The following is a 24,989-nucleotide window of genomic DNA, read 5'->3' on the forward strand; positions in this document are numbered from 1 at the left end:
TGTCTCAGAAATATAATTAAAGTGAAATTTTAGTTGAAAAGTTTAATAAGCTCAATCAAGTTTGATTAAATTATTTTCAAAAATATCAATTACCTTGATTGAGGCTTATTTATTATAAATAGTTACGTTTTGAATCATTATTTAATTCTACAAATTAGAACTGTGTCGAATAACTTATAAAATACAGTATTAATTATAATACTTCATCACTATTAATTGTTTCATAAAGTTCTTTTAACAAACCTGATTCAATATTAATCAAACCATCAGATAAATGTATATAATTACCTTCAGTTACATTTAGCAATATATTTTTTCTGATATCTTCACTTTCTTTTGATTCTTTATTTTGAAAATGAAAATGTTGTATTTTCTCATAAACCATTTCTGAAACCTGATCAATTTGTTCTTGCGTTAAACAAACTCGAGACATTCCTACTACTGGTCTTTTTGCTTGTGATAATACTTCAAGCCTTAATTTCTCGGTAAACAACGTATCTAATTTAGAACCTTCAAAAAAGGTATAATAAGGAGGAGTAAGAAAGCATGGTGAACCATCACTTTTCAGTTCAACCAACCCCATAATTTCCAATGCTCTCAGATAGATATATACACTCTGTTCATTCAGATGGTTCTCATTAGCCACCTCTTGTACATCCCTTCCTTTGACGTGAACTTCATAGAAAAAATCATACAAATAAGGGTGGTTATAAAAGATTTCGTCAAGAACTTCGGTTCTCGTTCCTTCTTCTTTATTGTGAATATCACGTGCGATTTGTGAAAGTTCTTCTAGATTGGTATTTAATACGGTTGCATATTCCATTAATTTATCAATACCAATTGAATTACTATGAAAATGTCTTTTTAATGTCGAAATAGGTACATTTACTTTTAATGACAATTCATTATAAGTAAGATCACTTTCTTTTAATTTAACTCGTAATGCATTTAATAATAAACTAGCACAAAATCCCATAACGACTTCCTTGATGTTATTTCTTATTTTTTCAATTTACTTTATATCATTCTAAATTACTAGTTCGGTTTCATTTTTTGGAGTGAAGCAACTCATAAATTAAAACCCTCTTAGTTATAAAACTGTAATCATTGCACCACTTTCGCGCAAAGGTTACAAATATGTAACAACGTCAATTTAATGACAAATAATAATAACAACGTCAGTTATCGCTCATGATGAGCACTTTATCGACATGGAAGTCATATATGCGGACAAAACTATTAAAACAGTCAGCACTATCGAGCTTCATTTTTTGTACTTCAGCACTAGTTCATGATGCTTTTGCTGAAGATACGAACAAGGAAGAAATACCTGCTGAATCCACAGAGATAGAACAAGACTCAAATTTAAAATGGAGCGGATCATTAAGCCTTGGGTATGACAGTAATCTTTACTCAGCTTCTGATTATCGCTCAAGCCGTGCTATTTCATTTCATGGTTCACTTCATTTGGCATTTTGGGAGCACTACTCTCTTTATTCCAATACAGGTGGTTACCGTACATTACAAAATGCTGAAGGATTCTATTCTACAGATACTGTTGTTGGTCTATCGCGCTCATCACTGCTCACTTTTGGTGATACAGGACGTATGTCTATCAGTGGGCAATTTTCAATCCCAACATCACAAGCGTCTCAAGATAGTTTTCTTAATACCGCTTTTCGTATACAGACCCCATTTACTTTCAAGTTAGCGGACGTTGGTTTCCTTATTGCACCTCGTGTGCGTAAAAACTTTCACCAGTACACTACCTCACCATCAGGCAACGTAAATATATCGTGGGGATTATCTTTATTATTAGGTGCAAATTATAACTATGGCGATGCTTTCTTCTCAGTATCGGCATTAGGAGGAACCTCTATCAACTATAACGGCCGCTGGGCAGATGGTTACAGCTATGGTGGTAACGTCAGCGCTGGTTATAACCTTTTAGAGGACCTTTCTATTTCATTAACACTGGCTTCTTCCGGTGTATATACAGATGCAGCACAAGGAACATTAGGCAGCTTTGATCTTTTTGATGAAGCAAAAGCAACCTATTCGCTTGGCATGACTTATTCATTTTAGGGATAAAATAATAAAAACAGGATGTGAACAATATGACATATAAAAAGCTTACATTAGCTGCAGCGGTAACCGTTGCACTCACTGGTTGTGCACCAGAAGAACAAGAATATGACACTCTTGATAAAGACCTTACTGAAGTTAAAGTACAAGATTTACGTGTTGAAGGCCGCTGGTTTTATGCTCCAACTACCGGAGCTGCACCTCGCTTTGCTGTAACTCAATTTCCTTTTTTACAAGGTATGGGACGTTATGTTGAGCTTTGCTTTTCAGATGAAGGCTTAGAAGTTCGTGGCTATGACAATAATAACCCTGATCTTTTACTGCCAAAAGATAAAAATGGTTTCTGTTTACCGCAAGATGAAAGCAATATCGGCTCTGATGACCAAGTTAACTTTCCTCATGTTATGACCATCCCTGGTAGTTATGCGAAATACCAATGTCGTGAAGATAACTACGGAGATTGTACTAACGTCGAAGAAAAAGATTCAGATCCAAACCTTGGCAACACCACTTTTAGAAACAATACCCACTTTACGCCAAGCCCTGAATCAACATTAGTGAGTGATTTAAACTGGGACGAACTCTATGGCACTAAAGATGGATTAACACCACAAGGATCACCAGAAGTGATCTCTTGGGAGTTTGACCCTAAAAAAGGCGTATTAAACTTCGAACTTGAACAAACATTTAAGATTAATTTTTCTAAATTATCACGTTATATGGATTGGTCAGCAATGGAAGAAGAGTTGGCTAAAGGCTCATTTAAGTCTCGCTTCTATTACTCCCTTGTACATGAAAGTCACATAGCATCAGAAAATTATCAACCTGTCTTATATCCTGTTAATGATGAAAACGATATCGGTTTCTTTACCACAACAACAAAAGTAAGAGATCCAATCACTAACAAATACGATGCTGTCACTTATTTGAACCGTTTTAATCCAGCTCAAGGATCAATCAAATATTACTTATCAGATAACTTTTTTGAAGAGAAGAATAAGCTTTTCTTAGACTCGACGATCAAGACCGTTAATAAAATGAACGAAACTCTTCGTTTACTTGAACCAAACTCAAACAAACCTATGATTGAGATTGTCAATAAATCAGAAGGAATGGGAATTCATCCGGGTGATCTTCGCTATAACGTCATTAATCTCGTCGATGAACCGCTTGATAACGGGTTACTTGGTTATGGCCCATCTATTGCGCACCCGAGAACTGGTGAGATCATTAAAGCACACGTAAACCAATATTCTGGTGTTGCACGCCGTGGTGTTCCATTTTATTGGGATAATATGGCGCGACTGTATAACCGTGGACAACTTGAGATGAATGGTTTAGCTGCGGAAGAGTCAGCATCTGCACAATCAAGATCAGAACTTCAAACTAATAGAGCTGTCTCTGAATCGCTTTACGCCAATCACAATCAACATGCTCATAATACAACCTCCATTTCAATTAATGAAGAAACGGCGATTGAATTTTTAGCCCAACAAAGCTTAAAACAAAAATTGGCGCAAGGTCCAACGATATTGAAACCTGTCAATGATGACATGAATCTTGAAGATATTGTTCGAGCAGAAGAGGAGCGTCTTGCATTTTGGAGCGAAAATAATGCCTACCCTATTGAAGCGTCATGGGTGTCGTCTTCAAGTAAAGCCGTTATTGATAACTTACCTCTTGTTGACGAAGGTTACTTCACGAATATTACGGATCCAGAAACCGGTATTGTTACTAAAACGCTAAAACCATGGGCTTTACTGCCAGACAATCTTCAGACGGTTGCAGCAGATGCCATCACCGTAACAACCTATGCGAACACTTTAGTTCATGAAATTGGTCATAATGTAGGTTTACGTCATAACTTTAAAGGCTCAAATGACATTGATAACTACTTATCAAAAACACAATCTAAACTACTTGGCTTAAGCAACGTTCCAGCGTACAGCTCAACAATGGATTACGCACCAAGTATGCTTGATGAAATCCCAACTTGGGGTCTATATGACTTAGCTGCATTTAAATTTGCATACGCTCGTAAACTTGAACTTGTTGAAGCATCACCGATGAGCGCTGAACAACGCGCGTCTGAAGGTGGTGAAGCTGCATATGCTAACTCTTTCTACAGTCAATACGGTGCAACCGCTGAAAATGAATCTCTTATGGTTTGTACAGAGCAATCACAAGTACTTGATGATCAAGGTCAAGCAACTGGACAATCAAACTACACCTGTGATTTCTCTCGTTTAGATACTGCGGCACTAAATGGCAATCCACTTGCTGAACATGGTGTACTTTACTACCTAGATGACATACTCGGTTTCACTCGTAAGTCTTATGCTTTCTGTACCGATGGTAATGTTTCTGGCAATAGTGATTGTAACCGTTTTGATGAAGGGACAAACCTACAAGAAATCGCTACTTACAAATGGCAGCAATACTTAGACAGCTACGACTCACGAAATGCTGGGCTATATAATGATGGGCTTTATAATTCTAATTACCCATCTTATATTATTCGTCGCTTCCGTGAAATGAACACAATACGTGACATGATTGAAGACAATGAGCGTGTCGACCAACTATTTCACGATTATGGTGACGCATCACCTGCAAATAAGCCGACCGAATTTTTACAAATGGTTGCAGCCAATCCGAGTACCTGTGTTTATTCAGAAGATAGAAATGAAAGAGCTGGTAACTCGTGGTTATGTGATTATGCCTTTGGTGCGAAAAAAGCTTCTGAATTTTTCTTAGATGTATTACGTACACCAGAAACGCAATGTATTATTACTGACCGTTCGGGAACTATGCGCAGTATTTCTCTTGGTGAAGCATTAACCGCACAAAGTTATACTATTCCAAGTGAATACGATATTACTCGTGCAGATTGTTTCGATGAGGTTGCTACTCCTATTCTTGAATCTTTGTATGGAGCAACTGAAATTCATGCCAAATCAATTAACTCTAAGTTCTTAAACTCGGTAGGTTCGTTTGACCCATCAAACCCGTATTCAAATGCAGTTTCTGTATTAGGTATGTGGCCAGATAAAGGATTAGCAAGTTACCAATTGGCTCGTCGTTTCTCTTTCCGTTACACAGATGAAACTGCGTTTGCTTCTTTACTCGACTTACCTGGGGTTAAAGCCGAATACGATGCCATTATGGCGCACATTGTTGCAAAAGAACCACTAGCCAATGCCGTTGAGTTTGTTGATAGAGCTGGTGCACCTTATGAACCAACCATCGATGTTAACTTACACGTTTCACAACTGGTAGAAGCACTACCACCAATGCCACGCGGTATCGAATCATTCTATGGTTTAACTCGCACAGGTAGAACCGATATGTCGAGCATGATTGTGTATATGGGTACTCGACAAATGCTGACTTCTGATTATAAATTTGCAGAAACAGCCCTACAGCAACGTAACAGCTTAACAAAACAGCTTGATCAATATGGTTTGCTTGGCGGTGATGGATTAACGGTTTCAATTGGAGGCATTAATTACACCATCACTAAGGACAATACACTAGCGAATCGTGTTGCTTCAAAACTGTTTACAAGTGAAGGTTACACAGCAAAAATTGCGCTAGATAATACGTCAGCTGAAACATTAACGAATATTCTTAATGCATGGCAACCAGTAGCAGGATTTAAATCATCGTTCCATACGCCAATTCTTGCCCTTGATGCACCATTTATTGAATTGATTATTAATTCATATAAAGCACAAATTGCCTCTGGTGAAATTGATTTAAGCAATGGTATGAACAACCAGATCTTTAATGCAGTTATTAACGGGGTTCTATCACAACCTGATGTTACTTATAACCCAGAAACAGGTACCGTTACATCAAATACAGGTAAAGAGCACAGTATAAGCAATGTAATTTCTATCATTGATTATACAATAGCATACGTAAATGCAGGACTTGAACCAACACTTCTTACGGCAAGCTATGCCCTATACGACGGCTTTACTGGAGCAGAAGAGACCAATCAGTTTGCTTGGACGCTCACATTAGAAATGATTAAAGCCTATCAATCGGGTGATTATACAAACATGGTTGGCGAACATTACGAAGCACTTCGTAAACTCCCAGTTCACAAAATTTATTAACCTCCCCCAATAAAAAAGCCAGCATAACCGCTGGCTTGTCTTCATCTTAAACACTAAGAACTAAAGAATGGTAATTACATCTTCAAATGCTTTGCGGGATTTAGGTAAAGAAGCATTGTAATCCTCACTTGGATGATGATAACCAATGGCTAAAGCAACATGACATTCATACCCTTTTAATTCATCAGCAAAAATTTCACTGAGTAATTCAGGATCAATCCCTTCCATTGTTGTTGAATCAATGTTCAGTCTAGCTAATGTATGCAAAGCATTACCAAGAGCTAAATAAGCTTGAGGTTTCGTCCATGCTTTATGCTCACCATTTTCATCGCAGTTCAATTCTACAAACTTAAACGAAGCAAAAGCAGCTTCTTTTTGCTCTTCAGTAATACGCTTGTCAGCAACCGCTTTAGATAAAACCACATCATAATCATCTCGTGTATACGAAAGCTTATTTGCAAATAAAATCACATGAGAACACGCTTTGATGTGAGGTTGATTAAACTGGTGCATATTTGCAAATGAATCATGCATACGTTGCTTTGCTTCATCAGACTCAATCACAATGAACTTCCAAGGCTGTGAGTTAATTGAAGAAGCAGATAAACGCAGAGCCTCAAGTAAAACCGCTAAATCTTCTTGAGATACTTTCTTTGATGGGTCATATTTTTTTGATGTATAACGATTTTCAAGATCATGAATAATTGGATGCGTCATAATAATAAACCTTACTTGTTGAAATTTTAATCCACAGACATTCTTGTCTGCACAACTTATGATGTCAACAAGCAAGGCACACTCAATATTTAATTTGCCATAGTGACACGGTTTCGTCCGTTATTCTTAGATTGATACAGAGCAGCATCGGCACGTTTGTATGCATCTGAAAACGTCGTATCATCATCTACAACACCACCGATTGATACTGTTACCTGTAGATCTGCAATTAACTCTTTTTCTATCTCTGATCGTATTCTTTCGGCTTTTTCTTCTGAATTCGTAACGCTAACCGAGTCCAACAAAATGATAAACTCCTCTCCCCCCCAACGAATACAATAATCTTGATTACTTCTTACTGAGGCTAAAATACGTTGCGCAATTTGTTGAATAACTTCATCACCTTTCTTATGGCCATAGGTATCGTTAATTTGTTTGAAGTTGTCTATATCAATAATCAACAATGAAAATGCCTTCATTTTTTTCATGCGTTTTTCATAAAAGTCACGACGATAAAATCCTGTCATCGTGTCATACTGCAACAGAAACTTACTACGCTTTACATTATAACCAATTGCAAACAAAACTAAGGTAATGAATAACGAAGGAAAAATTATTTTCTTTATTAAATCAACAAGGTTTATCCCTAATGTAAATGGGTCTAACTCAGAACATGGGAGATAAGCCGATTTTTGATATAAATTATTTTTGTTTTGACTGTTCACAACCATATTTTTGATTTTGTTATAGTGCTCTATTCTCTCATGTAAAAGTGATGCTTTAATATCAACGACTAACAGTGCATCTAAGTGTCGTTTATTATAGATAGGATAATATATCGAGCGAATATTCTCACTCGTACCATCTTCTATGTATTTTTCCGTCAACTTCAGGTTACAACCATAAAAAGATTGATAGGTTTGTTTTAAATTTTCATTATCTACAATGTGTGAGATAACGTTATCTTCCTCTATCTTCTCATAAAATTGCTCATAACTATCTCTGATCGGATCTAAATGAAAATAACTCGATGGGTTCTGGAAGACAGCGATTGTCCATAAATTATCACCAATGAGTTTCTCTAACTCAGTTCGTAATTTACTTATCCCTTCAGATAAAACCTTAACTTCTGTATCTCGAGTAACAACAACAGTGACATCATTCCTAAAATAACGCCCTTCATCTAATGTGATAGCTGTTGCATTATTATAGTAAGATGAGAAACGTCGACTTATCGAATAGACACTTTTGTAGTCATCTACAATTTCACGCTCTAATCGATTCACTGAAATGATATTGAAGAAGAAATAGCAAATTAAACAGACGCAAAAGATCAAAGTCCACATTTTCAAAATAATAAAAATATAGCTTTTTAACTGTGGCAACATTAATCGTCTTAGCATCGTCATTCTTTGAGTAGTAAAAGGTGCGAAATATATAGCAACAATAAAAGGAATCAATCTTTGTTTTTTATAAAGTGAGACATTGTCTCCAATTAGAGAAAGCCTAACATAACCACCCACAAAAACATTCCTTTAATTTATAGAAATATAAAATTCATTCATTAAAACAACAATTAAACACAAAACTTACAACATAAGTTAAAATTCTCATCGAAACATCACGATACAAAAAAGCGTATTTTTTGTGATCTAAGTTGTCATTTCAGCTGAAAATGTATGCTAGGGTTTTAATGTATTGTTATCAAAAGGAGAGAAGTAATTATGAAACCTGAATTTGTTTATCAAGTACCAGCGGAATTTGGTGCTACAGGTTTGGCAACAGCAGAAAAAGAAGCAGAAGCTTTGTATTCTGAGTTACTAGGTAAAGGCGCAAGAAACATGACAGAAGTGAAAATAGAATTGAAAGATTCTAATGTCATTGGCAGCTGGGTTATTGATGGCGAAAGATACTTCATGTAACTAATATAACTGTAGCAAAATGGACCTATTGTTTGATAGGTTCATCCATTTTTTTAAAAGCTCACATCGAATACCACTACACCCCCTATTGTTCCTTCATCGCTCACATTTCATATGTTTTTTATAATTTTATTTTAACAATGCCATTATTCATAATATAATGTGAAGCATCTCGCATAATTGACTTTATATATGTTTAAACGTGTAACTTTTGGTTTCAGAATAAGAAAACAACTTAAAAACAATAGAGTAACTCTTCCTCCAAGGTTATCTCTATTCCAAAGAGTTAGGCTACCATCCTCGTTAAAAATAGAAGAAAACGTTGCGTTTCGTGCCGGCTATTTATTATGGAGCATGGGGGCATACTCATATAGTTATAGTCAACTTGAAAGAAATACAATCGTTGGACGTTACTGCTCAATCGCGAAAGATGTGACAATTTTAGGCTACCAACACCCTCTACATCGTTTTACGACAAGTACTGTAACCTATTCTAATGATGAGTTTGCATTATCTGGTTTACAACAAGGGTCATTAAAAGAAAATAAAGACTACGTTCCACAACCCATCATCATTAAGAATGACGTTTGGATTGGAGCTAACGTAGTACTCAAACCAGGCATTACAATTGGTAATGGCGCTGTTATTGCCGCTAATGCAGTCGTAACTAAAGATGTTCCTGATTACGCCATTGTTGGCGGATCCCAAGTAAACTTATAAAGTACCGTTTCAAAGAAGAAGTGATTAACGACTTATTAGATATAAAATGGTGGGAATATGACTTTTTAGACTTCCAATCTATCCCATTAGACTCTGATATTAATGACTTTATTCGAGATTTTAAACAGTTAGTCGATAGTAATAGCATCAAAAAATACCATCCAAAAACGTTTACCATATAATTTTATTCTACCTACACAAAAGAGGGCCGCAAACTGCGACCCTAACTTATTCGTTATTTCATTAAAAGTGAGTTATCACTCTTTACCGAAAACGTTGTTCTCTTGCTCTTGTACTCGGATGAAAGTAGTACGCTTAGTTAGCTCTTTAAGCTTTGCTGCGCCTACGTATGTACAAGTTGAACGTACACCACCAAGGATGTCAGAAATCGTATTATGAACTGAACCACGGAATGGTAATAGAACAGTTTTACCTTCAGCAGCACGGTACTTAGCAACACCACCAGAGTGCTTGTCCATCGCACTTTGTGAAGACATTCCGTAGAACTTCATGAACGTCTTACCATCTTGTTCGATAACTTCACCGCCTGACTCTTCGTGACCAGCTAGCATACCACCAAGCATGACGAAATCAGCACCGCCGCCGAACGCTTTAGAAACGTCACCAGCACACGAACAACCGCCATCACCGATGATACGACCACCAAGACCGTGAGCAGCATCAGCACATTCGATAATTGCAGAAAGTTGTGGGTAACCAACACCTGTTTTAACACGTGTAGTACATACAGAGCCTGGGCCAATACCTACTTTAACAATATCTGCACCAGCAAGGATAAGCTCTTCAACCATATCACCAGTTACAACGTTACCCGCAGAAATCACTTTATCAGGGAATTCAGCACGCACTTTTTCAACATATTGAACTAGGTGTTCAGAGTAACCATTCGCGATATCAATACAAATAAAGATTAAATCATCAGTTAATGCCATGATGTCTTTAGTTTTTTGGAAATCAGCTTCTGAAGTACCAGTAGAAACCATTGCGTTTTTAAGAACAGAAGCATCGTTCTCTTTAATAAACTCAGCCCAATCAGCAACAGTGTAGTGCTTATGTACAGCCGTCATTACACCATGCTCAGATAATGCTTTCGCCATTGCAAAGCTACCTACAGAATCCATGTTAGCTGCAATTACAGGTGTACCAGACCATTGACGTCCGCTATGTTTGAATGTAAAATCGCGGGTTAATTCAACCTGAGAGCGACTTTTCAGCGTTGAACGCTTAGGACGAAACAGTACATCTTTGAAGCCTAACTTTAATTCTTGTTCGATACGCATGATAAATTCCTCGTCTTATCGATAAGGCTCTACTATCTCTTGTTGCCTTTGGCAGAAGGCAGTTAACAAACCAAGATAGCAGGCACAAAAAAACCGGGGCGCTGGCAGGCGCTCCGGTTTTCAGTATTATAGGCCCAGAAACCTTTTTAGCAAGTCTGATAATTCAATTTTTTTTGTGATATCATCGATTAAAGTGCAAACAAAAACCACGAAATAGTTAATTTCACTACTCCGCACTAAAATTTAGATTATTACCCTGCAAATCATCACCCTCCTAGAGTTTTATAAAAAAGTAGAATTAGCTAAGATACGTAATTTAATGTCCAAAAGTAAACGTTTGCTATTCCTAGCCAAAGGCTGACTTGATCAACTTCTCATTTTTTTACTATTTTCATGAATAGATATCGAATTTAATGTGATATACTTACGGAAAATTCACTCATTAACTGATCTTTAATACATGAAGTTTCCTGGCCAACGTAAGTCTAAACACTATTTTCCAGTTCACACTCGCGATCCTCTAGTGAATCAAATCAACCAAACGCCTAAACTTGAACGCACTCATCTTATCGGTGTTGGTCAAACAATCGTAGATATCGAAGCAAAAGTAGACGATGACTTTCTAAACCGTCATCAATTAAGTAAAGGTCATTCATTAGTTCTTGAAGAATCAAAAGCAGAAGCTTTATATAAAGAACTATTTGAAAGAAACTTGATCAGTCATGAGTATCCTGGCGATACTATTGGTAATACACTTCATAACTATTCTGTCCTTGCTGATAGCAAATCTATTCTTTTAGGTGTTATGAGTGAAGATATCAAAATTGGTTCTTACGCTTACCGTTACTTATGTAACACAACAAGCCGTATGGACTTAGACTACCTGCAACCAGTTCAAGGTCCTATTGGCCGTTGTTACACGTTAATTTCTGAAGATGGTGAACGTACGTTTGCGATCAATGAAGGCGACATGAACCAACTGTGCCCTACTCATGTTCCAGAGCATATTTTCGAAAAAGCATCAGCATTAGTGATTTCTTCTTACCTTGTTCGTGGTAAAGAAGGTGATCCTATGATGGATGCAGTGCGTAAAGCTATCGATTGTGCAAAATCTCATAACGTTCCTGTCGTTCTTACTTTAGGTACTAAATACGTTATCGAAGGCAAAGCAGAATGGTGGCAAACTTTCTTGAAAGAAAACGTAACTGTTGTTGCGATGAATGAAGAGGAAGCAGAAGCATTAACTGGTGAAAAAGATCCTCTACTAGCGGCAGATAAAGCTTTAGAATGGGTTGACTTAGTACTTTGTACCGCTGGCCCTATCGGCCTATACATGGCTGGTTTCACAGAAGAAAGTATTAAGCGTGAAACAAGCAAACCACTTCTTCCTGGTAACATTCCTGAGTTTAACCGCTTTGAATACAGTCGTCCGATGGTTAAAGCACTATGTAAAAAACCAATTAAAGTATCTTCTCACATTGCACCGTATATGGGTGGCCCTGTTGAGATCAAAAATACGAATGGTGCTGGTGATGCCGCATTATCTGCTCTTTTACATGATATGGCAGCGAACTATTATCATAAAGAAAATGTACCAAATTCAAGCAAACATGACGCAGAGTATTTGACCTATTCTTCTTTCTCTCAAATTTGTAAATACTCTAACCGTGCAAGTTACGAAGTATTAACTCAACACTCTCCACGTTTATCTAAATCAATGCCTGAACGTGAAGATTGTTTAGAAGAAGCTTACTGGGAGCGTTAAGTCCTATTAGCATCTGGTTCATAAAAAAATCCGACGGTTAAACGTCGGATTTTTTGTATTTATAATTCAATTTTAATTAAGTGCGGTATAGAACCTTAACAACATGCCAACCGAACTTTGTTTTTACTAAATGTGGAACTAAAGTTTCGCCGCTAAAACACACTTTATCAAACTGAGGTACCATTTGACCTTTCTTGAATTCACCTAAGTCACCGCCTCTTTTACCAGAAGGACAGCTTGAATATTTCTTTGCTAGTACGTGAAATTTAGCGCCTTTTTTAAGCTGTTGGATAATATCTTCTGCTTGTTCTTTATGCTTAACAAGAATATGTAGAGCCGCTGCAGTATTCGCCATGAATGCCTCAATTTATTTAAATAACGATTTAGCGTAATTATATCGTTTATGTCACCATAATTGATAGTCTCACCTTTAAAAACCGTCTCAAAAAAACTACAATCTCATTTATAAAAGTAAAATCTAAAAGGCTATCACTTATGAAAAGCAAGGCGAATCAATCGCAAGGTATGCTGCTATTCAAACTCACACTAAACCAAAGGTTTGCTATTGGCACCTTGAAAGTTCGTGAGATCGTACCTTTCCAGCCTCTCACATCTATCCCCTATTCTCATCATCATGTTTTAGGTACCGCAACCATAAGAAATATGGCGATACCAATTATTGATATGGCAGCAGCGGTTGGATTTCGTCCATTACAAAAAGAAGAACTTGATAGCTGTTATATTATCATCACTGATTGCATGCGTACTGTTGTTGGGTTCGCAATCAGATCTATCGATAAAATAATAGAATGTGATTGGAAAGCAATTGAAGCCTCTCCACCAACCGCTGGTTCTAATGTTTTTGTTACTGGTATTACACGAGTTGAAGATAAAATCGTTCAATTACTCGATGTTGAGCTGTTACTATCAAAAATCTATCCAGAAGATACTTCTAATTTATATCCTATCTTGGCGGACGTTGAGAGGGAGAAACTAAAACCGCTAAACATACTATTAGTTGATGACTCTTTTGTTGCACGTAAACAGCTTTCAACTGCACTCGACAGTATTAATATCCCTTATGATGTTGCAACAAACGGTTTAGATGCTTATGAAATACTAAAAAAGCATCTGATGAAGGTAAACCATATAATATCGTTGTTAGTGATATTGAAATGCCGGGATTAGATGGATACGAATTGGCTTTTGAGATTCAAAATGACAATCGATTAAAAGATGCTTATGTCATTCTTCATACCTCACTTTCAAGTGAGATCTGTGTAGAGCAAGCACACCAAGTCGGTGCTCACGAAGCCCTAACAAAATTTGAAGCAACGGAATTAGTTCAAGCAATGCTTCGTGGTGCAAACCACAACAACCGAGCGGCTTAATTAACCTGCGCATACAAAAATAACTTACACATGCAAAAAACCGCATTACCCTAGGATAATGCGGTTTTTTTATATTTTTGTTTATTACTTAAAATTAAAGAATTAAAAGTACAGACGAATTACCGATACGGCTACACACCCAGGGCGGCGACACTTTTCGATTTCAACTTTAACTTCTGTCTCAATCTCTAAGCCACGCTTTATTGGTGTCACTGACATCAGTGTACTTCTTGCTCGAATACGCTTACCCGCTTTAACTGGATATGGAAAACGCACTTTATTTAAACCGTAGTTAACAGTCATTTTTGCTGTTGGGAACAGTAAGTTATCACTACCAACGTTATCTGTTAGTTTTGACAACATAGAAAGTGTAAGAAAGCCGTGTGCGATAGTGGTTTTAAAAGGTGATTCTGCCGCTGCTCTCTCAGGATCGGTATGAATCCACTGCGGATCCTCCGTCACTGCACCAAAACTGTTAATTCGCTCTTGATCCATTAGTGACCAATCACCTACATGAATTTCTTCACCTAAACGAGCAGTTAGCTCTTCAAAAACGTTTTGTGTTTCTAAGTTCATTTCAATTGGCTCAGGTTGAACAACTTCTTGCGACTGTCCATTTGCAGCACGCTTATGTTCTTTAACCCACGAAATAATGTGAATATTGTTGGCTTTATTTAAAAACTCAATCCAGTAATCATAAATGGTTGGTGACATCCAGTCTTTCAACTCGAACGGATGTTTCGCAAGATATTCACGCTTATGCTTTAGAAAATCGACAACCTTCATAGAGAAACCTTATTTGATATCTAATCGTAAAAACAATGCTTAATAGCCAGATTCCGTAATTGTGTTACACATCACGTTTTTTTGCAAATTAATTCCTAGCTTACACTTGTTCGCTATAATGCACTTTATTGTTTTAAAACAGACCATTATCGATAATGAACACTGTTCAAAAAAAATTAATAATGAGAAGTAATGCTCATTTTTTTGCAAAAACGACTTAAATAAACACCTAAATACACACTAAATTAAAGTCTATTTTAGTGTCTCTTTCATACTAATATTGAGTTTTCACTCTCATTTTTGATAAATTGTATAAATATTTTTACGGTATATATTTCAAATTTCTATAAAACAAAAAAGCCTCTATTTAATAATAGAGGCTCGTATGCTTGTTAACTTTGATTGATAAGTGAGCTATCCGCGATAATAACGCTGAGGAACAAATGGCATCTTCTTAACCGTCATTGGAAGTTTCTTTCCTCTTACATCAGCAAATACTTCAGTGCCAAGGCTCGCGAGATCGGTTCGTACATATGCCATTGATACAGGCTTCCCTGCTGTTGGCCCGCTGTACCACTCGTTACAATGCCAATTTCATTATCATCCGCATCATAAAGCTTACATCCTTCACGCACAGGCGCTTTAGTTTGCCCAACAAGACCGACACGTTTTCGATTTACATCTTTTGTTTCAATCTGCTTTAAAATAACATCAGCACCTGGGAAACCAGCGGCACGTTCACCATCAGCACGACGGTTTTTACTTATTGCCCATAAAAGACTAGCTTCTACTGGTGTCGTTGTCGTATCTAAATCATGTCCATACAGACACAAACCACATTCTAAGCGTAATGAGTCACGAGCACCTAAACCTATCCACTCCACTTCTTCAAATGAGGTTAAAGTCTCTGCTAATTCTGCTGCTTTATCATTTGGTACTGATATTTCATATCCATCCTCTCCAGTATAACCAGAGCGGCTGATATAACATTCAATGCCACTGATCTCTACTACTGCCGTATCCATAAATAACATATTAGAAACTGAAGGTTGAAGTCGTGACAATACGTCGGCAGCTTGTGGACCTTGAAGAGCCAATAAAGCTCGATCTTCAATAACTTCTATTTCAACATCAGTAGGTAAATTAGCTACTAAGTGCGCAATATCTTGTTCTTTACACGCTGCATTTACTACGACAAACAGATGATCACCAAAGTTGGCTACCATCAAATCATCCATAATGCCGCCATTATCATTAGTAAAAAATGCATATCGCTGTTTGTGAGAAGGGAGATCGATAATATCTACAGGAACCAAAGCTTCTAATGCCGCGGCTGCATTTTTTCCTTTAAGTCTAAGTTGTCCCATGTGCGATACATCAAATAAACCAGCGGCATTACGAGTATGAAGGTGCTCTTTTTTTACACCTAGTGGATACTGCACTGGCATTTCATATCCTGCAAATGGCACCATCTTTGCGCCAGCTGCTACATGAATTTCGTAAAGTGCCGTTTTATGTAATTGTTCTGACATTCTTCTATCTCCATTTGCCGATGTATGGCTGAATTTGTCGTTATAAAAAGTGTTGAGCTATGTTTCTATTTTGCTGTCACCCAAAGAATTTGAGCATCTTCTTTACTGATTGATATTAATACGTGTCCCATACTTGCGTCGTAATAAACGCTATCTCCAACCATCAAATTTACTGGTTCATAAAATTCACTGTAAAAACATACTTCCCCCTCAAGAACTAATAAAAACTCTTCACCATCGTGACGAACCCATTCTGCATACGCATCAAAATCTCTAGCTCGAATTCGACTTTTAAAAGGCACCATTTTTTTATTAGATAATTGAGTGGCAAGTAACTCATGTTCATACGTCGCCGTTGGGTGAGGTTTACCTTGCTCAGCTAAAGTAATATCACGTCTACCTGCCGCCCCTTTTGTTTTAGGCGGTTCAAAAATTTGTGGGATATCAATATCCAAGCCTGTCGCTAACTTTTGCAATGCTTGAAATGTTGGTGATATTTGCTCGTTTTCTATTTTTGATAAGGTTGAGCGTGCTAACCCCGTCCTTTTACTCGCCTCTTCCAGCGTTAAACCGAGTTGAATCCGTATATCTTTTAATCTTTGCCCAAGATCAAGTGGAGCAATCGGTTGCTCTTCGTTATTTTTCTCAACTTTAACGATTTTTGCTTCCTGCATGTTTATTTTTTCTGCGCTCACATAGCGCTCCTTGTGCTCATTAATCATTCAAATTGCGCTATTAATATTCACTTTACTGGAGAAAATTGCGAGATAAAAGGAAACAACAATGTCTAAATAGTGCGCTAGGTAGCAAAAAAGGAAACAAAGTTTCTTATTGGAAACTTCATCGTTGAATGTTGCATTTCACACTTGTATGTTTATCGAATGTAATGTGATGGCTGTTATTAATACAAATAACACTCTATTTGGTTTTATTTAATACAATTTCGCTTAATGCTATTTGCTTAATGCAATTCAATCTGGAGAAGTATCATGGAAAAAGATCTTAAATTCACAACAAGCCACGAATGGGTACGTGACAATGGCGATGGCACAGTAACGGTTGGTATCTCTGATCACGCTCAACGTCTACTTGGTGACGTTGTTTTTGTGGACTTACCTGAAGTGGATGACGAAGTAACTGCCGGTGAAGGATTCTCTTTAGTTGAATCAGTAAAAGCCGCATCTGATATTTATTCTCCAGTTACTGGTGTGATTGTTGAAATCAATGAAGAGCTAGAAGACAGTCCAGAGCTGGTAAACGAAGAACCATACGAAAGCGGTTGGATTGCTCGCATTAAGCTTTCTGACTCATCTGAGCTAGAGAGTCTTATCCCAAGTGACACCTATCTTGAAAGCCTAGACGAAGAATAAAAATCATAAAAAGGATTAAGATAATGAGTCAGCTTCTTCAACAATTAGGCACGGATAATGAGTTTATCCGTCGCCATAATGGACCTGCTTCTTCTGAACATCAGCATATGCTCAACACTATTGGTGCTGAAACGTTACAACAATTAATTGAAGAGACCGTTCCAAGCTCAATTCGTTTACCTCAGCCAATGCAACTCCCTCATGGTCTATCAGAAAATGCCATGCTTGCTGAGTTAAAACAGATCGCTCAACAAAATACACTCAATACCAGTTATATCGGTCAAGGGTATTACAACACTCATACACCTAATGTAATCTTACGTAATGTTCTGGAAAACCCGGGTGGTATACCGCTTATACTCCTTACCAACCTGAAATTTCTCAAGGTCGCTTAGAAGCGTTATTAAACTATCAACAAATGGTGATGGATTTAACCGGACTTGAGATTGCTAACGCTTCCCTGCTTGATGAAGCAACAGCAGCAGCAGAAGCTATGACCCTATGTAAGCGCGGCGGAAAAAGCAAAAGCACTATTTTCTTCGTTGCTGATGATGTTCACCCACAAACATTAGCGGTTATTAAAACTCGTGCAAAGTTCATCGGTTTTGATGTCGTTGTTGATAATGAATCAAATCTTGATTCTCATGATGTGTTTGGTGCCCTACTGCAATACCCGGGAACAACTGGTGAAGTAAAAGATCTTACTGATCTTATTTCTCAAGCTCACACCAAAAAAACACTCGTTGTTGTTGCAACCGATCTGTTAGCGTCTGTGCTACTTAAACCTGTTGGTGAGATGGGGGCAGATATTGCGATTGGTAGTGCGCAGCGCTTCGGTGTGCCAATGGGGTACGGTGGCCCTCACGCCGCATTTATGGCGACACGTGAAAAATTAAAACGCTCAATGCCGGGCCGTGTCATTGGTGTCTCTATTGATTCAAAAGGCAATCAAGCACTTCGTATGGCAATGCAAACTCGTGAGCAGCATATTCGACGTGAGAAAGCGACATCGAATATTTGTACCGCTCAAGCATTACTGGCGAACATGGCTTCTTTTTATGCCGTATATCATGGTCCAGAAGGGTTGAAAACCATTGCTCGTCGTGTCCACCACTTTACGGCTATTGTGGCAAAAGCATTACAAACAGCAGGTTTTGAACTAGAGCATCAACATTTCTTTGATACCTTAACGGTTAAGACTGAACAGCAAACAGATATTTTGTACACTAAAGCGTTGGCTTCAAGTATTAACCTTCGCAAATTTGATACGAAATTAGGGATCAGTTTTGATGAAACAACTACGGTTTCGGATCTGGTTACTCTATTAGCGGTATTTGGTATCGATAATGCGGAATGTGAAACCTTATCTGCAGAAGTAGAGAAAGATGAATTTGCTGCCATACCTAAACATTGTCAACGAACGTCTTCCTTCTTAACTCATCCAGTATTTAATACATACCATAGTGAAACACAAATGCTACGTTATTTGAAAAAACTGGAAAACAAAGACTTCTCTTTAACTCATGGCATGATCCCACTAGGCTCTTGTACCATGAAATTAAACGCCGTTGCAGAAATGCTGCCTGTTACATGGCCAGAGTTTGGTGGTATTCACCCATTCGCACCACTAAACCAAGCTGCGGGTTATACAACACTAGCAACATCTCTAAAATCCATGTTATGTGAAATCACAGGTTATGATGAATTTTCATTGCAGCCAAACTCGGGCGCTTCTGGTGAATACGCAGGTCTAATTGCGATTCAGCGTTACCATGAGAGCCGTGGTGACGCTCACCGTAATGTTTGCTTGATCCCAAGCTCTGCACACGGTACTAACCCTGCCACTGCATCTATGGTATCGATGAAAGTTGTCGTAGTTAAATGCGATGAAAACGGCAATATCGATATGATCGATTTAGCTGAGAAAATTGAAAAGCATCAAGAGAATCTATCAAGCATCATGATCACTTACCCTTCTACGCATGGCGTATATGAAGAGCAAGTACGTGAAGTGTGCGATATGGTACATGCAGCTGGTGGTCAAGTGTATCTTGATGGTGCCAATATGAATGCGCAAGTTGGTTTAACAAGCCCAGGTTTCATCGGCTCAGATGTATCTCACTTAAACCTACACAAAACTTTCTGTATTCCACACGGTGGTGGTGGTCCAGGTATGGGTCCTATTGGGGTTAAATCACACCTTGCGCCTTTCCTTCCGGGTCACACTGAAAACGGCGTTCAAGGAACGGATTATGCTGTTTCAGCTGCGGATTTAGGCAGTGCCTCTATCTTACCAATATCATGGGCATACATTGCTATGATGGGTGAAATGGGTCTGACTGAAGCGACAAAAATGGCGATATTAAATGCCAACTACGTAATGGAACGTCTACGCCCTCACTACCCTGTGTTATACCGTGGTACCAATGGTCGTATTGCACACGAATGTATTATTGATATTCGTCCATTAAAAGAGACGACAGGCATCAGTGAAGAAGACATTGCAAAACGATTAATGGACTTTGGTTTCCATGCTCCAACCATGTCATTCCCAGTTGCTGGAACCTTAATGGTTGAGCCAACGGAATCTGAAGACCTAGCTGAACTGGATCGTTTCTGTGACGCGATGATCGCGATTCGTGAAGAGATGAATAAGGTTGAACAAGGTGAATGGCCATTAGACAACAACCCACTGGTTAATGCACCACACACACAAGTCGATTTGATGTCTGATAGCTGGGAACATCCATATACTCGTGAAGTAGCATGCTTCCCATCATCACAATCAAAAGATTCTAAGTACTGGCCTACCGTCAACCGTGTAGACAATGTGTATGGTGATCGTAATTTAATCTGTTCATGCCCAAGCATTGAGAATTACGAAGAGTAACACTCACCACTAACAACCTATCTATATAAAATAGACAAGCATATGTTTGTCTATTTTTTTATCTAAAAAATGAATAATTCCTTTTCCTTTTGTTACGGTGAAATAACCGTAATCATGATGTAACTCACTAATTTATAAACAAAAGATTTTATTTTTAAAAATAATGATAATGAGCACAAATTAATACTAGCAAGATGGTAACCTGTATGTCAGAATCCATCGCTTTTTTATGCTTGTTTATTAAGATGTTACATACAATTTATCTATTGATAGCATGATTTATCATTGTTGAAACCGTTAGCTTACGGGCCTTTTCAATATCTCGACAATGTAATCAATTATTGGAATTTCTCATTTGAAAATAGCTTTAAATCTTAATTTTGTTAGTAGTGCGCTATCAGGGTTAACCTCTGTGTTTAAACGTAAAAATTCGCAGTCTTCATCACGCTCTTACGTTTATGATTTATCCGCAATTGCATTACTTCTTTTACCTCTAACGTTATCGAACGCAACCGCTGTTCTACTCGGGCATTTATTTAACTTTTTTGAATTTAAAGAACTTTCAAATCTCCTTTTTCATTTATCGAATTTATTAATTAACATCTACCCACTCTCTTTTTGTGTTATTGCAGGGTATTACTTATCGCATAAAACGACCTTTAGTAGCGCAACGTTTATCATCTACGCTTTAGCTCTGTTTTATCTGCTTTCAATAGAGAACGGAAGTTTATCTACGCCTTTCTATTTTCCGAATAATCCACTACTTGCTCTCTTAAGTGCTCTGATCACATTCATGTATTGCACTCGCTTTAATCTACAGCAACTAGAACCACAGGCTTTGGATTTTTCTTCTCGTTTGTTTAAGCACGTATTTCACTTTTTTACTTTTATTAGTGCCGCCTTTTTATTGTCTAAATTGATGATGAAAGTCATTAATTACATGACGGCCTTAATCGGCAACATGAGTGCTGACCCTTTAACCTTTACTGGTGGGCTAATCTATCAAACCATTCTTGGGTTATTAGGCGCGATTGGCATTAATGGCCACAACATGTTATTTGCCGTTAAACAGACCATCTATTCTGAAACTCAACAAAATATGGCGGATTGGGCAGCAGGAGAAGCAACGTTAAATATCATAAACCAAGGATTTTATGATGCGTTTATGTCAATGGGTGGCTCTGGGAACTCCATCAGTTTATTGCTTTGTATTCTTCTATTTTCAAAAGAAAAAAATCATATTATGTTGGCTCTCGCAGCCTTCCCACTAGTCATGTTTAATATCAATGAGGTTTTGCTGTTTGGCTTACCAATCATCTTTAATCCATTACTGATCGTCCCATTTGTTGCGTTACCATTAATCAGTTTTTTAATTACTTATTTAGCTATCTTTTCAGGGGCAATATCTCCAGTCGTTAATATCGTTAACTGGATGACTCCACCATTATTTAGTGGTTATGTTGCAATGGGAGAAAGCATAGAAGGTTCAATATTACAGCTTGTTATTATCATTGTAGGTATTTTTGTATATCGTCCTTTTTATCTTGCATTTGCAGGGAAATACGCACTCAATCACCCTGCGGTACTGAGTAATACGAATATAGAACAGTCTATTTTTAAAAGCCTATTAGATAACGTTAGAAGCTCAGCAGCGACGAGCTTAAAGCATTCTTCAACCCAGCAACGCTTATCACGAATGCTGCACGAAAATGGCTTTGTAATGCATTATCAATTACTTCAGTCTGTTATTGAAAAAGACGTTATCTCTTTTGAGGCATTATTACGCTATCAAGATCGTGAAGGCAATTTATGCCCGCCTACCTTTATTAGCGATTTCCAACTGCTTAATATGATGCCAACACTGGATAAATTGGTTATTGATAAAGTCTTAACTGATATGCAGAAAATGGATCTCAACGAAGACCGACGTGTTGCTATCAATATTTCTGTCGCTTCCATTGAAGAACATGGTTTTGCAGAACACGTAATCGATCGTCTAAAGTTCTTTTCAATTCCACCACATTGGCTAGAAATTGAGATAACAGAAGAAGCTATTTTAAGTGATAACCATAATCTGCTGAGTACATTAGAGATCTTAAAGTCCCATGGAATTAAAATCGCTATGGATGATTTTGGAACCGGTTATGCTTCGTTCCCACATCTACTAAAATACCCATTTGATAAAATTAAGTTAGACCGCTCTTTGTTATTAGATGCTTCTACAACCAAAGGTAAACAGTTATACCAATTAATCGCTCAAATGGGTGATGTAGCAAATTGTGAAGTGGTAGCAGAAGGTGTTGAAACAGAAGATGAATTTAAATTTGTTGCCGAGTGTGGTGTTGATAAAGTACAAGGCTTTTTGATTGCAAGACCACAACCGCTTTCTGAAGCGCTAAAATTAATAAAGCGCAACGATCAGATTGATACCAATCGTAATAAATAACGAGTCATTTTAGCTGGTTAAAAGACTTGATAACTGCGTTAGAGTTTTTGATTGTAGAGTAAAGGGCTATTCCTCATAGTCCCTTTTACTACCACATAACTAACACAGCAGCGATTGCTATCAATATCAACGCTAATATATCTTTTCTTTTTATCCCCTCTTTTAACCAAAAGAAAGAAATCAACATAGTAAAAAAAACTTCAACTTGGCCCAAGGTTTTTACTAATGGCACCGTTTGTAATGACATGGCACTAAACCAACCAAGTGATCCTATAAAGCTAGCTATACTGGTCATAACAACCAATTTAGGCTTTATAAACATCGCCTTAAGTGTATTGAAATCCCTGATTAAAAGATAAGAAACAAGCGCAATAGTTTGAAATAAAATCACCAAGAATAAAACCCAAGCAGCACGATGTGGAAATGGCAGTGATAAGGTTAAACTCGCCTCTCTTATCCACAATGACGTTAACGCAAAACAGGTACTGCACGCCAAACCTATGATTGCCGTTTTGAATGAAATACTACGAAGGCCATCAGGACAACTTAATAAGAAGACAGCAACCGCGCCTATTGCCACCCCTAACCAGCCAAATAATGATAAAGACGTGCCAAAGAATAAAACACCAAGAAAAGCAGACACAGGAGCTTCACTCTTTGCGAGTCCGGCTCCAATGGCAAAGTTTTTCTGTTTAAACAATACCACCATCAAGCCTGTGGCGATGATCTGCATTACTGATGCGCCAATAATGAAAAAATACGAATAAGCCGTAAAGCTTGGTAAATTAACAGGCTCAAAGTAATAAAGAAGCCACAGATATATTGCTGCTAATGGACCGGCCCACAAAAATCGTGACAGTGTCACACCTGTCACGTTCAATTCTTTACTTAATCGACTTTGAAACGCATTCCGCCATGATTGGCTAAACGCTGCAAGTAACGTAAATAATACCCAACTCACACATCATCCTTTATGAATCACTTCCTTTCTTCACATGATACATAAGTGAGCCTCTATAGATAGTCGTTGTGAGTGATTATTTTATACTTTTACCATTGCTCTATAATCAGAAGGGGTATAACTGGTTTTATTCTTAAATACACGATAAAAATAGTTCACATCTTGAAAGCCACAACGTGTTGCTACCTCAGTTAAACGGAAGGTGTATTTCTTTAGCATAAACTTAGCGCGTTCAATTCTCACCCATGTTATATAATCAGCCAATGTCATATGTCCTTGTTGTCTAAACATACGCGATAAATGGTTTGGTGAAATATTAAAACGATTCGCAATCGTGGTTCTATCTATGCTTTTATGGAAGTTCTCTTGAATATAAATGCAGATACCTTGATACAGGTCCTCACTACGCTTTTTAGGTGACACCGCTTCACTTGGCTCACCTAGCATGGATTTACTGTAACTGAGTAAAGCAAGAAGCAGATATTCGTCGATCTGTTTTTTATTTGGTTCGCGGGCTAACGCATTTAGTGCTTCTAAAATATTATCAATTGCATGACCTGTGCGAGTCTGAATACTGTACTTTTGTACGTCGTAAAACCCCTCCTCCCCTTTACGCTTACTCACTAAGCTAAAGCCGACTTGTCTGCGACCAAAGAGCAAACTAAGTACAGAGCAATCCTCACTCCAATCTGGCTTATTCCAGCAGTTCGGTGGGATATACAAGGCGTCACCAGCCATGACTTTAACTTCAGTAATACCAAATTCGGGATCTTCTATTTGGTTTCGGTATTCACCACTAATCACCAATTCTAGACGAGGAAAGTTTACCTGATAACAACATGCAGGAGGCGTTACTTTATCTCCAGCAAACCAGATCTGATTAAAGCTTTCTCTCTCAGCCAACAAGGCCTCTAAAACGGTATTAAATACTAAATCCATGATAACCACTTTACGAAAATAACCGCATTTTTATCCACTT

At 37.7% G+C, this 24,989-nt stretch carries 17 protein-coding genes and 3 pseudogenes; 10 read left to right on the forward strand and 10 right to left on the reverse strand.

Features of this window, described 5'->3' with window-relative positions:
* Positions 1-193: 193 nt before the first annotated feature.
* Positions 194-976, reverse strand: coding sequence for an XRE family transcriptional regulator (locus tag AAFX60_017525; GenBank protein XDF78988.1), 783 nt, complete (start codon positions 974-976; stop codon positions 194-196).
* 248 nt (positions 977-1,224) lie between these two features.
* Here AAFX60_017525 and AAFX60_017530 point away from each other — a divergent pair, with 248 nt between their 5' ends.
* On the forward strand, positions 1,225-2,085 hold the full coding sequence (locus tag AAFX60_017530) for a hypothetical protein (protein ID XDF78989.1): 861 nt from the start codon (positions 1,225-1,227) through the stop codon (positions 2,083-2,085).
* Positions 2,086-2,117: 32 nt separating this feature from the next.
* Positions 2,118-6,209: a zinc-dependent metalloprotease gene (locus tag AAFX60_017535; protein ID XDF78990.1), complete on the forward strand. Its 4,092-nt coding sequence runs from the start codon at positions 2,118-2,120 to the stop codon at positions 6,207-6,209.
* Positions 6,210-6,269: 60 nt separating this feature from the next.
* Here AAFX60_017535 and AAFX60_017540 read toward each other — a convergent pair whose 3' ends face one another.
* A complete protein-coding gene (locus AAFX60_017540) occupies positions 6,270-6,926 on the reverse strand; it encodes an NAD(P)H-dependent oxidoreductase (protein ID XDF78991.1) in 657 nt (218 codons plus the stop codon).
* 89 nt (positions 6,927-7,015) lie between these two features.
* Positions 7,016-8,329, reverse strand: a complete 1,314-nt coding sequence (locus AAFX60_017545; GenBank protein XDF78992.1) for a GGDEF domain-containing protein — start codon at positions 8,327-8,329, stop codon at positions 7,016-7,018.
* A gap of 321 nt (positions 8,330-8,650) precedes the next feature.
* On the opposite strand from AAFX60_017545, the gene AAFX60_017550 reads away from it, so the two are divergent.
* The 3 genes from AAFX60_017550 (at position 8,651) to AAFX60_017560 (ending at position 9,750) form a co-directional block, all read left to right on the forward strand.
* The gene (locus AAFX60_017550; GenBank protein ID XDF78993.1) at positions 8,651-8,848 is read left to right on the forward strand and encodes a hypothetical protein; all 198 of its coding nucleotides are present in this window, start codon (positions 8,651-8,653) and stop codon (positions 8,846-8,848) included.
* Between the two features lie 192 nt (positions 8,849-9,040).
* Positions 9,041-9,568, forward strand: a complete 528-nt coding sequence (locus tag AAFX60_017555; GenBank protein ID XDF78994.1) for a CatB-related O-acetyltransferase — start codon at positions 9,041-9,043, stop codon at positions 9,566-9,568.
* A 20-nt stretch (positions 9,569-9,588) separates the two neighbouring features.
* Positions 9,589-9,750, forward strand: a complete 162-nt coding sequence (locus AAFX60_017560; GenBank protein XDF78995.1) for a hypothetical protein — start codon at positions 9,589-9,591, stop codon at positions 9,748-9,750.
* Positions 9,751-9,825: 75 nt separating this feature from the next.
* Here the strand turns inward: AAFX60_017560 and AAFX60_017565 are convergent, their stop codons facing one another.
* On the reverse strand, positions 9,826-10,869 hold the full coding sequence (locus AAFX60_017565) for a GMP reductase (protein ID XDF78996.1): 1,044 nt from the start codon (positions 10,867-10,869) through the stop codon (positions 9,826-9,828).
* Positions 10,870-11,329: 460 nt separating this feature from the next.
* Between AAFX60_017565 and AAFX60_017570 the strand changes: the two genes are divergently transcribed.
* Positions 11,330-12,634 carry an inosine/guanosine kinase gene (locus tag AAFX60_017570; GenBank protein ID XDF78997.1) on the forward strand — a complete coding sequence of 435 codons (1,305 nt, stop codon included), beginning with the start codon at positions 11,330-11,332 and terminating at the stop codon, positions 12,632-12,634.
* A 76-nt stretch (positions 12,635-12,710) separates the two neighbouring features.
* Here the strand turns inward: AAFX60_017570 and ppiC are convergent, their stop codons facing one another.
* The gene (gene ppiC, locus AAFX60_017575) at positions 12,711-12,989 is read right to left on the reverse strand and encodes a peptidylprolyl isomerase PpiC (GenBank protein ID XDF78998.1); all 279 of its coding nucleotides are present in this window, start codon (positions 12,987-12,989) and stop codon (positions 12,711-12,713) included.
* A 140-nt stretch (positions 12,990-13,129) separates the two neighbouring features.
* Between ppiC and AAFX60_017580 the strand changes: the two are divergent.
* A pseudogene (locus AAFX60_017580) lies at positions 13,130-14,025 on the forward strand (chemotaxis protein).
* Between the two features lie 102 nt (positions 14,026-14,127).
* Here AAFX60_017580 and AAFX60_017585 read toward each other — a convergent pair.
* The 3 genes and pseudogenes from AAFX60_017585 to AAFX60_017595 all read right to left on the reverse strand — a co-directional run bounded on the left by AAFX60_017585 (position 14,128) and on the right by AAFX60_017595 (position 17,017).
* On the reverse strand, positions 14,128-14,811 hold the full coding sequence (locus AAFX60_017585) for a MaoC family dehydratase (GenBank protein XDF78999.1): 684 nt from the start codon (positions 14,809-14,811) through the stop codon (positions 14,128-14,130).
* A 414-nt stretch (positions 14,812-15,225) separates the two neighbouring features.
* Positions 15,226-16,343: pseudogene (gcvT, locus tag AAFX60_017590) on the reverse strand (glycine cleavage system aminomethyltransferase GcvT).
* Between the two features lie 65 nt (positions 16,344-16,408).
* Positions 16,409-17,017, reverse strand: a complete 609-nt coding sequence (locus AAFX60_017595; protein ID XDF80154.1) for an XRE family transcriptional regulator — start codon at positions 17,015-17,017, stop codon at positions 16,409-16,411.
* 315 nt (positions 17,018-17,332) lie between these two features.
* Here AAFX60_017595 and gcvH point away from each other — a divergent pair, with 315 nt between their 5' ends.
* From gcvH to AAFX60_017610, 3 genes and pseudogenes are all read left to right on the forward strand, one after another.
* On the forward strand, positions 17,333-17,713 hold the full coding sequence (gcvH, locus tag AAFX60_017600; GenBank protein XDF79000.1) for a glycine cleavage system protein GcvH: 381 nt from the start codon (positions 17,333-17,335) through the stop codon (positions 17,711-17,713).
* A gap of 23 nt (positions 17,714-17,736) precedes the next feature.
* A pseudogene (gene gcvP, locus AAFX60_017605) lies at positions 17,737-20,603 on the forward strand (aminomethyl-transferring glycine dehydrogenase).
* Positions 20,604-21,015: 412 nt separating this feature from the next.
* On the forward strand, positions 21,016-23,049 hold the full coding sequence (locus tag AAFX60_017610; protein XDF79001.1) for an EAL domain-containing protein: 2,034 nt from the start codon (positions 21,016-21,018) through the stop codon (positions 23,047-23,049).
* A gap of 88 nt (positions 23,050-23,137) precedes the next feature.
* Here the strand turns inward: AAFX60_017610 and AAFX60_017615 are convergent, their stop codons facing one another.
* Positions 23,138-24,010, reverse strand: a complete 873-nt coding sequence (locus AAFX60_017615) for a DMT family transporter (protein XDF79002.1) — start codon at positions 24,008-24,010, stop codon at positions 23,138-23,140.
* A gap of 81 nt (positions 24,011-24,091) precedes the next feature.
* Positions 24,092-24,949 (reverse strand): AraC family transcriptional regulator, encoded by an 858-nt coding sequence (locus AAFX60_017620; protein XDF79003.1) that lies wholly within the window; start codon positions 24,947-24,949, stop codon positions 24,092-24,094.
* Positions 24,950-24,989 lie beyond the last annotated feature (40 nt).

The organism is Aliivibrio fischeri (assembly GCA_038993745.2).
In the GTDB taxonomy this organism is placed as follows: Bacteria; Pseudomonadota; Gammaproteobacteria; order Enterobacterales; family Vibrionaceae; genus Aliivibrio; species Aliivibrio fischeri_B.

Excerpts from the sequence above, each read along its gene's own strand:
- AAFX60_017525 (XDF78988.1), bottom strand. The coding sequence starts at position 976 with ATGGGATTTTGTGCTAGTTTATTATTAAATGCATTACGAGTTAAATTA.
- AAFX60_017530 (XDF78989.1), top strand. The coding sequence starts at position 1,225 with ATGCGGACAAAACTATTAAAACAGTCAGCACTATCGAGCTTCATTTTT.
- AAFX60_017535 (XDF78990.1), top strand. The coding sequence starts at position 2,118 with ATGACATATAAAAAGCTTACATTAGCTGCAGCGGTAACCGTTGCACTC.
- AAFX60_017540 (XDF78991.1), bottom strand. The coding sequence starts at position 6,926 with ATGACGCATCCAATTATTCATGATCTTGAAAATCGTTATACATCAAAA.
- AAFX60_017545 (XDF78992.1), bottom strand. The coding sequence starts at position 8,329 with ATGCTAAGACGATTAATGTTGCCACAGTTAAAAAGCTATATTTTTATT.
- AAFX60_017550 (XDF78993.1), top strand. The coding sequence starts at position 8,651 with ATGAAACCTGAATTTGTTTATCAAGTACCAGCGGAATTTGGTGCTACA.
- AAFX60_017555 (XDF78994.1), top strand. The coding sequence starts at position 9,041 with ATGTTTAAACGTGTAACTTTTGGTTTCAGAATAAGAAAACAACTTAAA.
- AAFX60_017565 (XDF78996.1), bottom strand. The coding sequence starts at position 10,869 with ATGCGTATCGAACAAGAATTAAAGTTAGGCTTCAAAGATGTACTGTTT.
- AAFX60_017570 (XDF78997.1), top strand. The coding sequence starts at position 11,330 with ATGAAGTTTCCTGGCCAACGTAAGTCTAAACACTATTTTCCAGTTCAC.
- ppiC (XDF78998.1), bottom strand. The coding sequence starts at position 12,989 with ATGGCGAATACTGCAGCGGCTCTACATATTCTTGTTAAGCATAAAGAA.
- AAFX60_017585 (XDF78999.1), bottom strand. The coding sequence starts at position 14,811 with ATGAAGGTTGTCGATTTTCTAAAGCATAAGCGTGAATATCTTGCGAAA.
- AAFX60_017595 (XDF80154.1), bottom strand. The coding sequence starts at position 17,017 with ATGCAGGAAGCAAAAATCGTTAAAGTTGAGAAAAATAACGAAGAGCAA.
- gcvH (XDF79000.1), top strand. The coding sequence starts at position 17,333 with ATGGAAAAAGATCTTAAATTCACAACAAGCCACGAATGGGTACGTGAC.
- AAFX60_017620 (XDF79003.1), bottom strand. The coding sequence starts at position 24,949 with ATGGATTTAGTATTTAATACCGTTTTAGAGGCCTTGTTGGCTGAGAGA.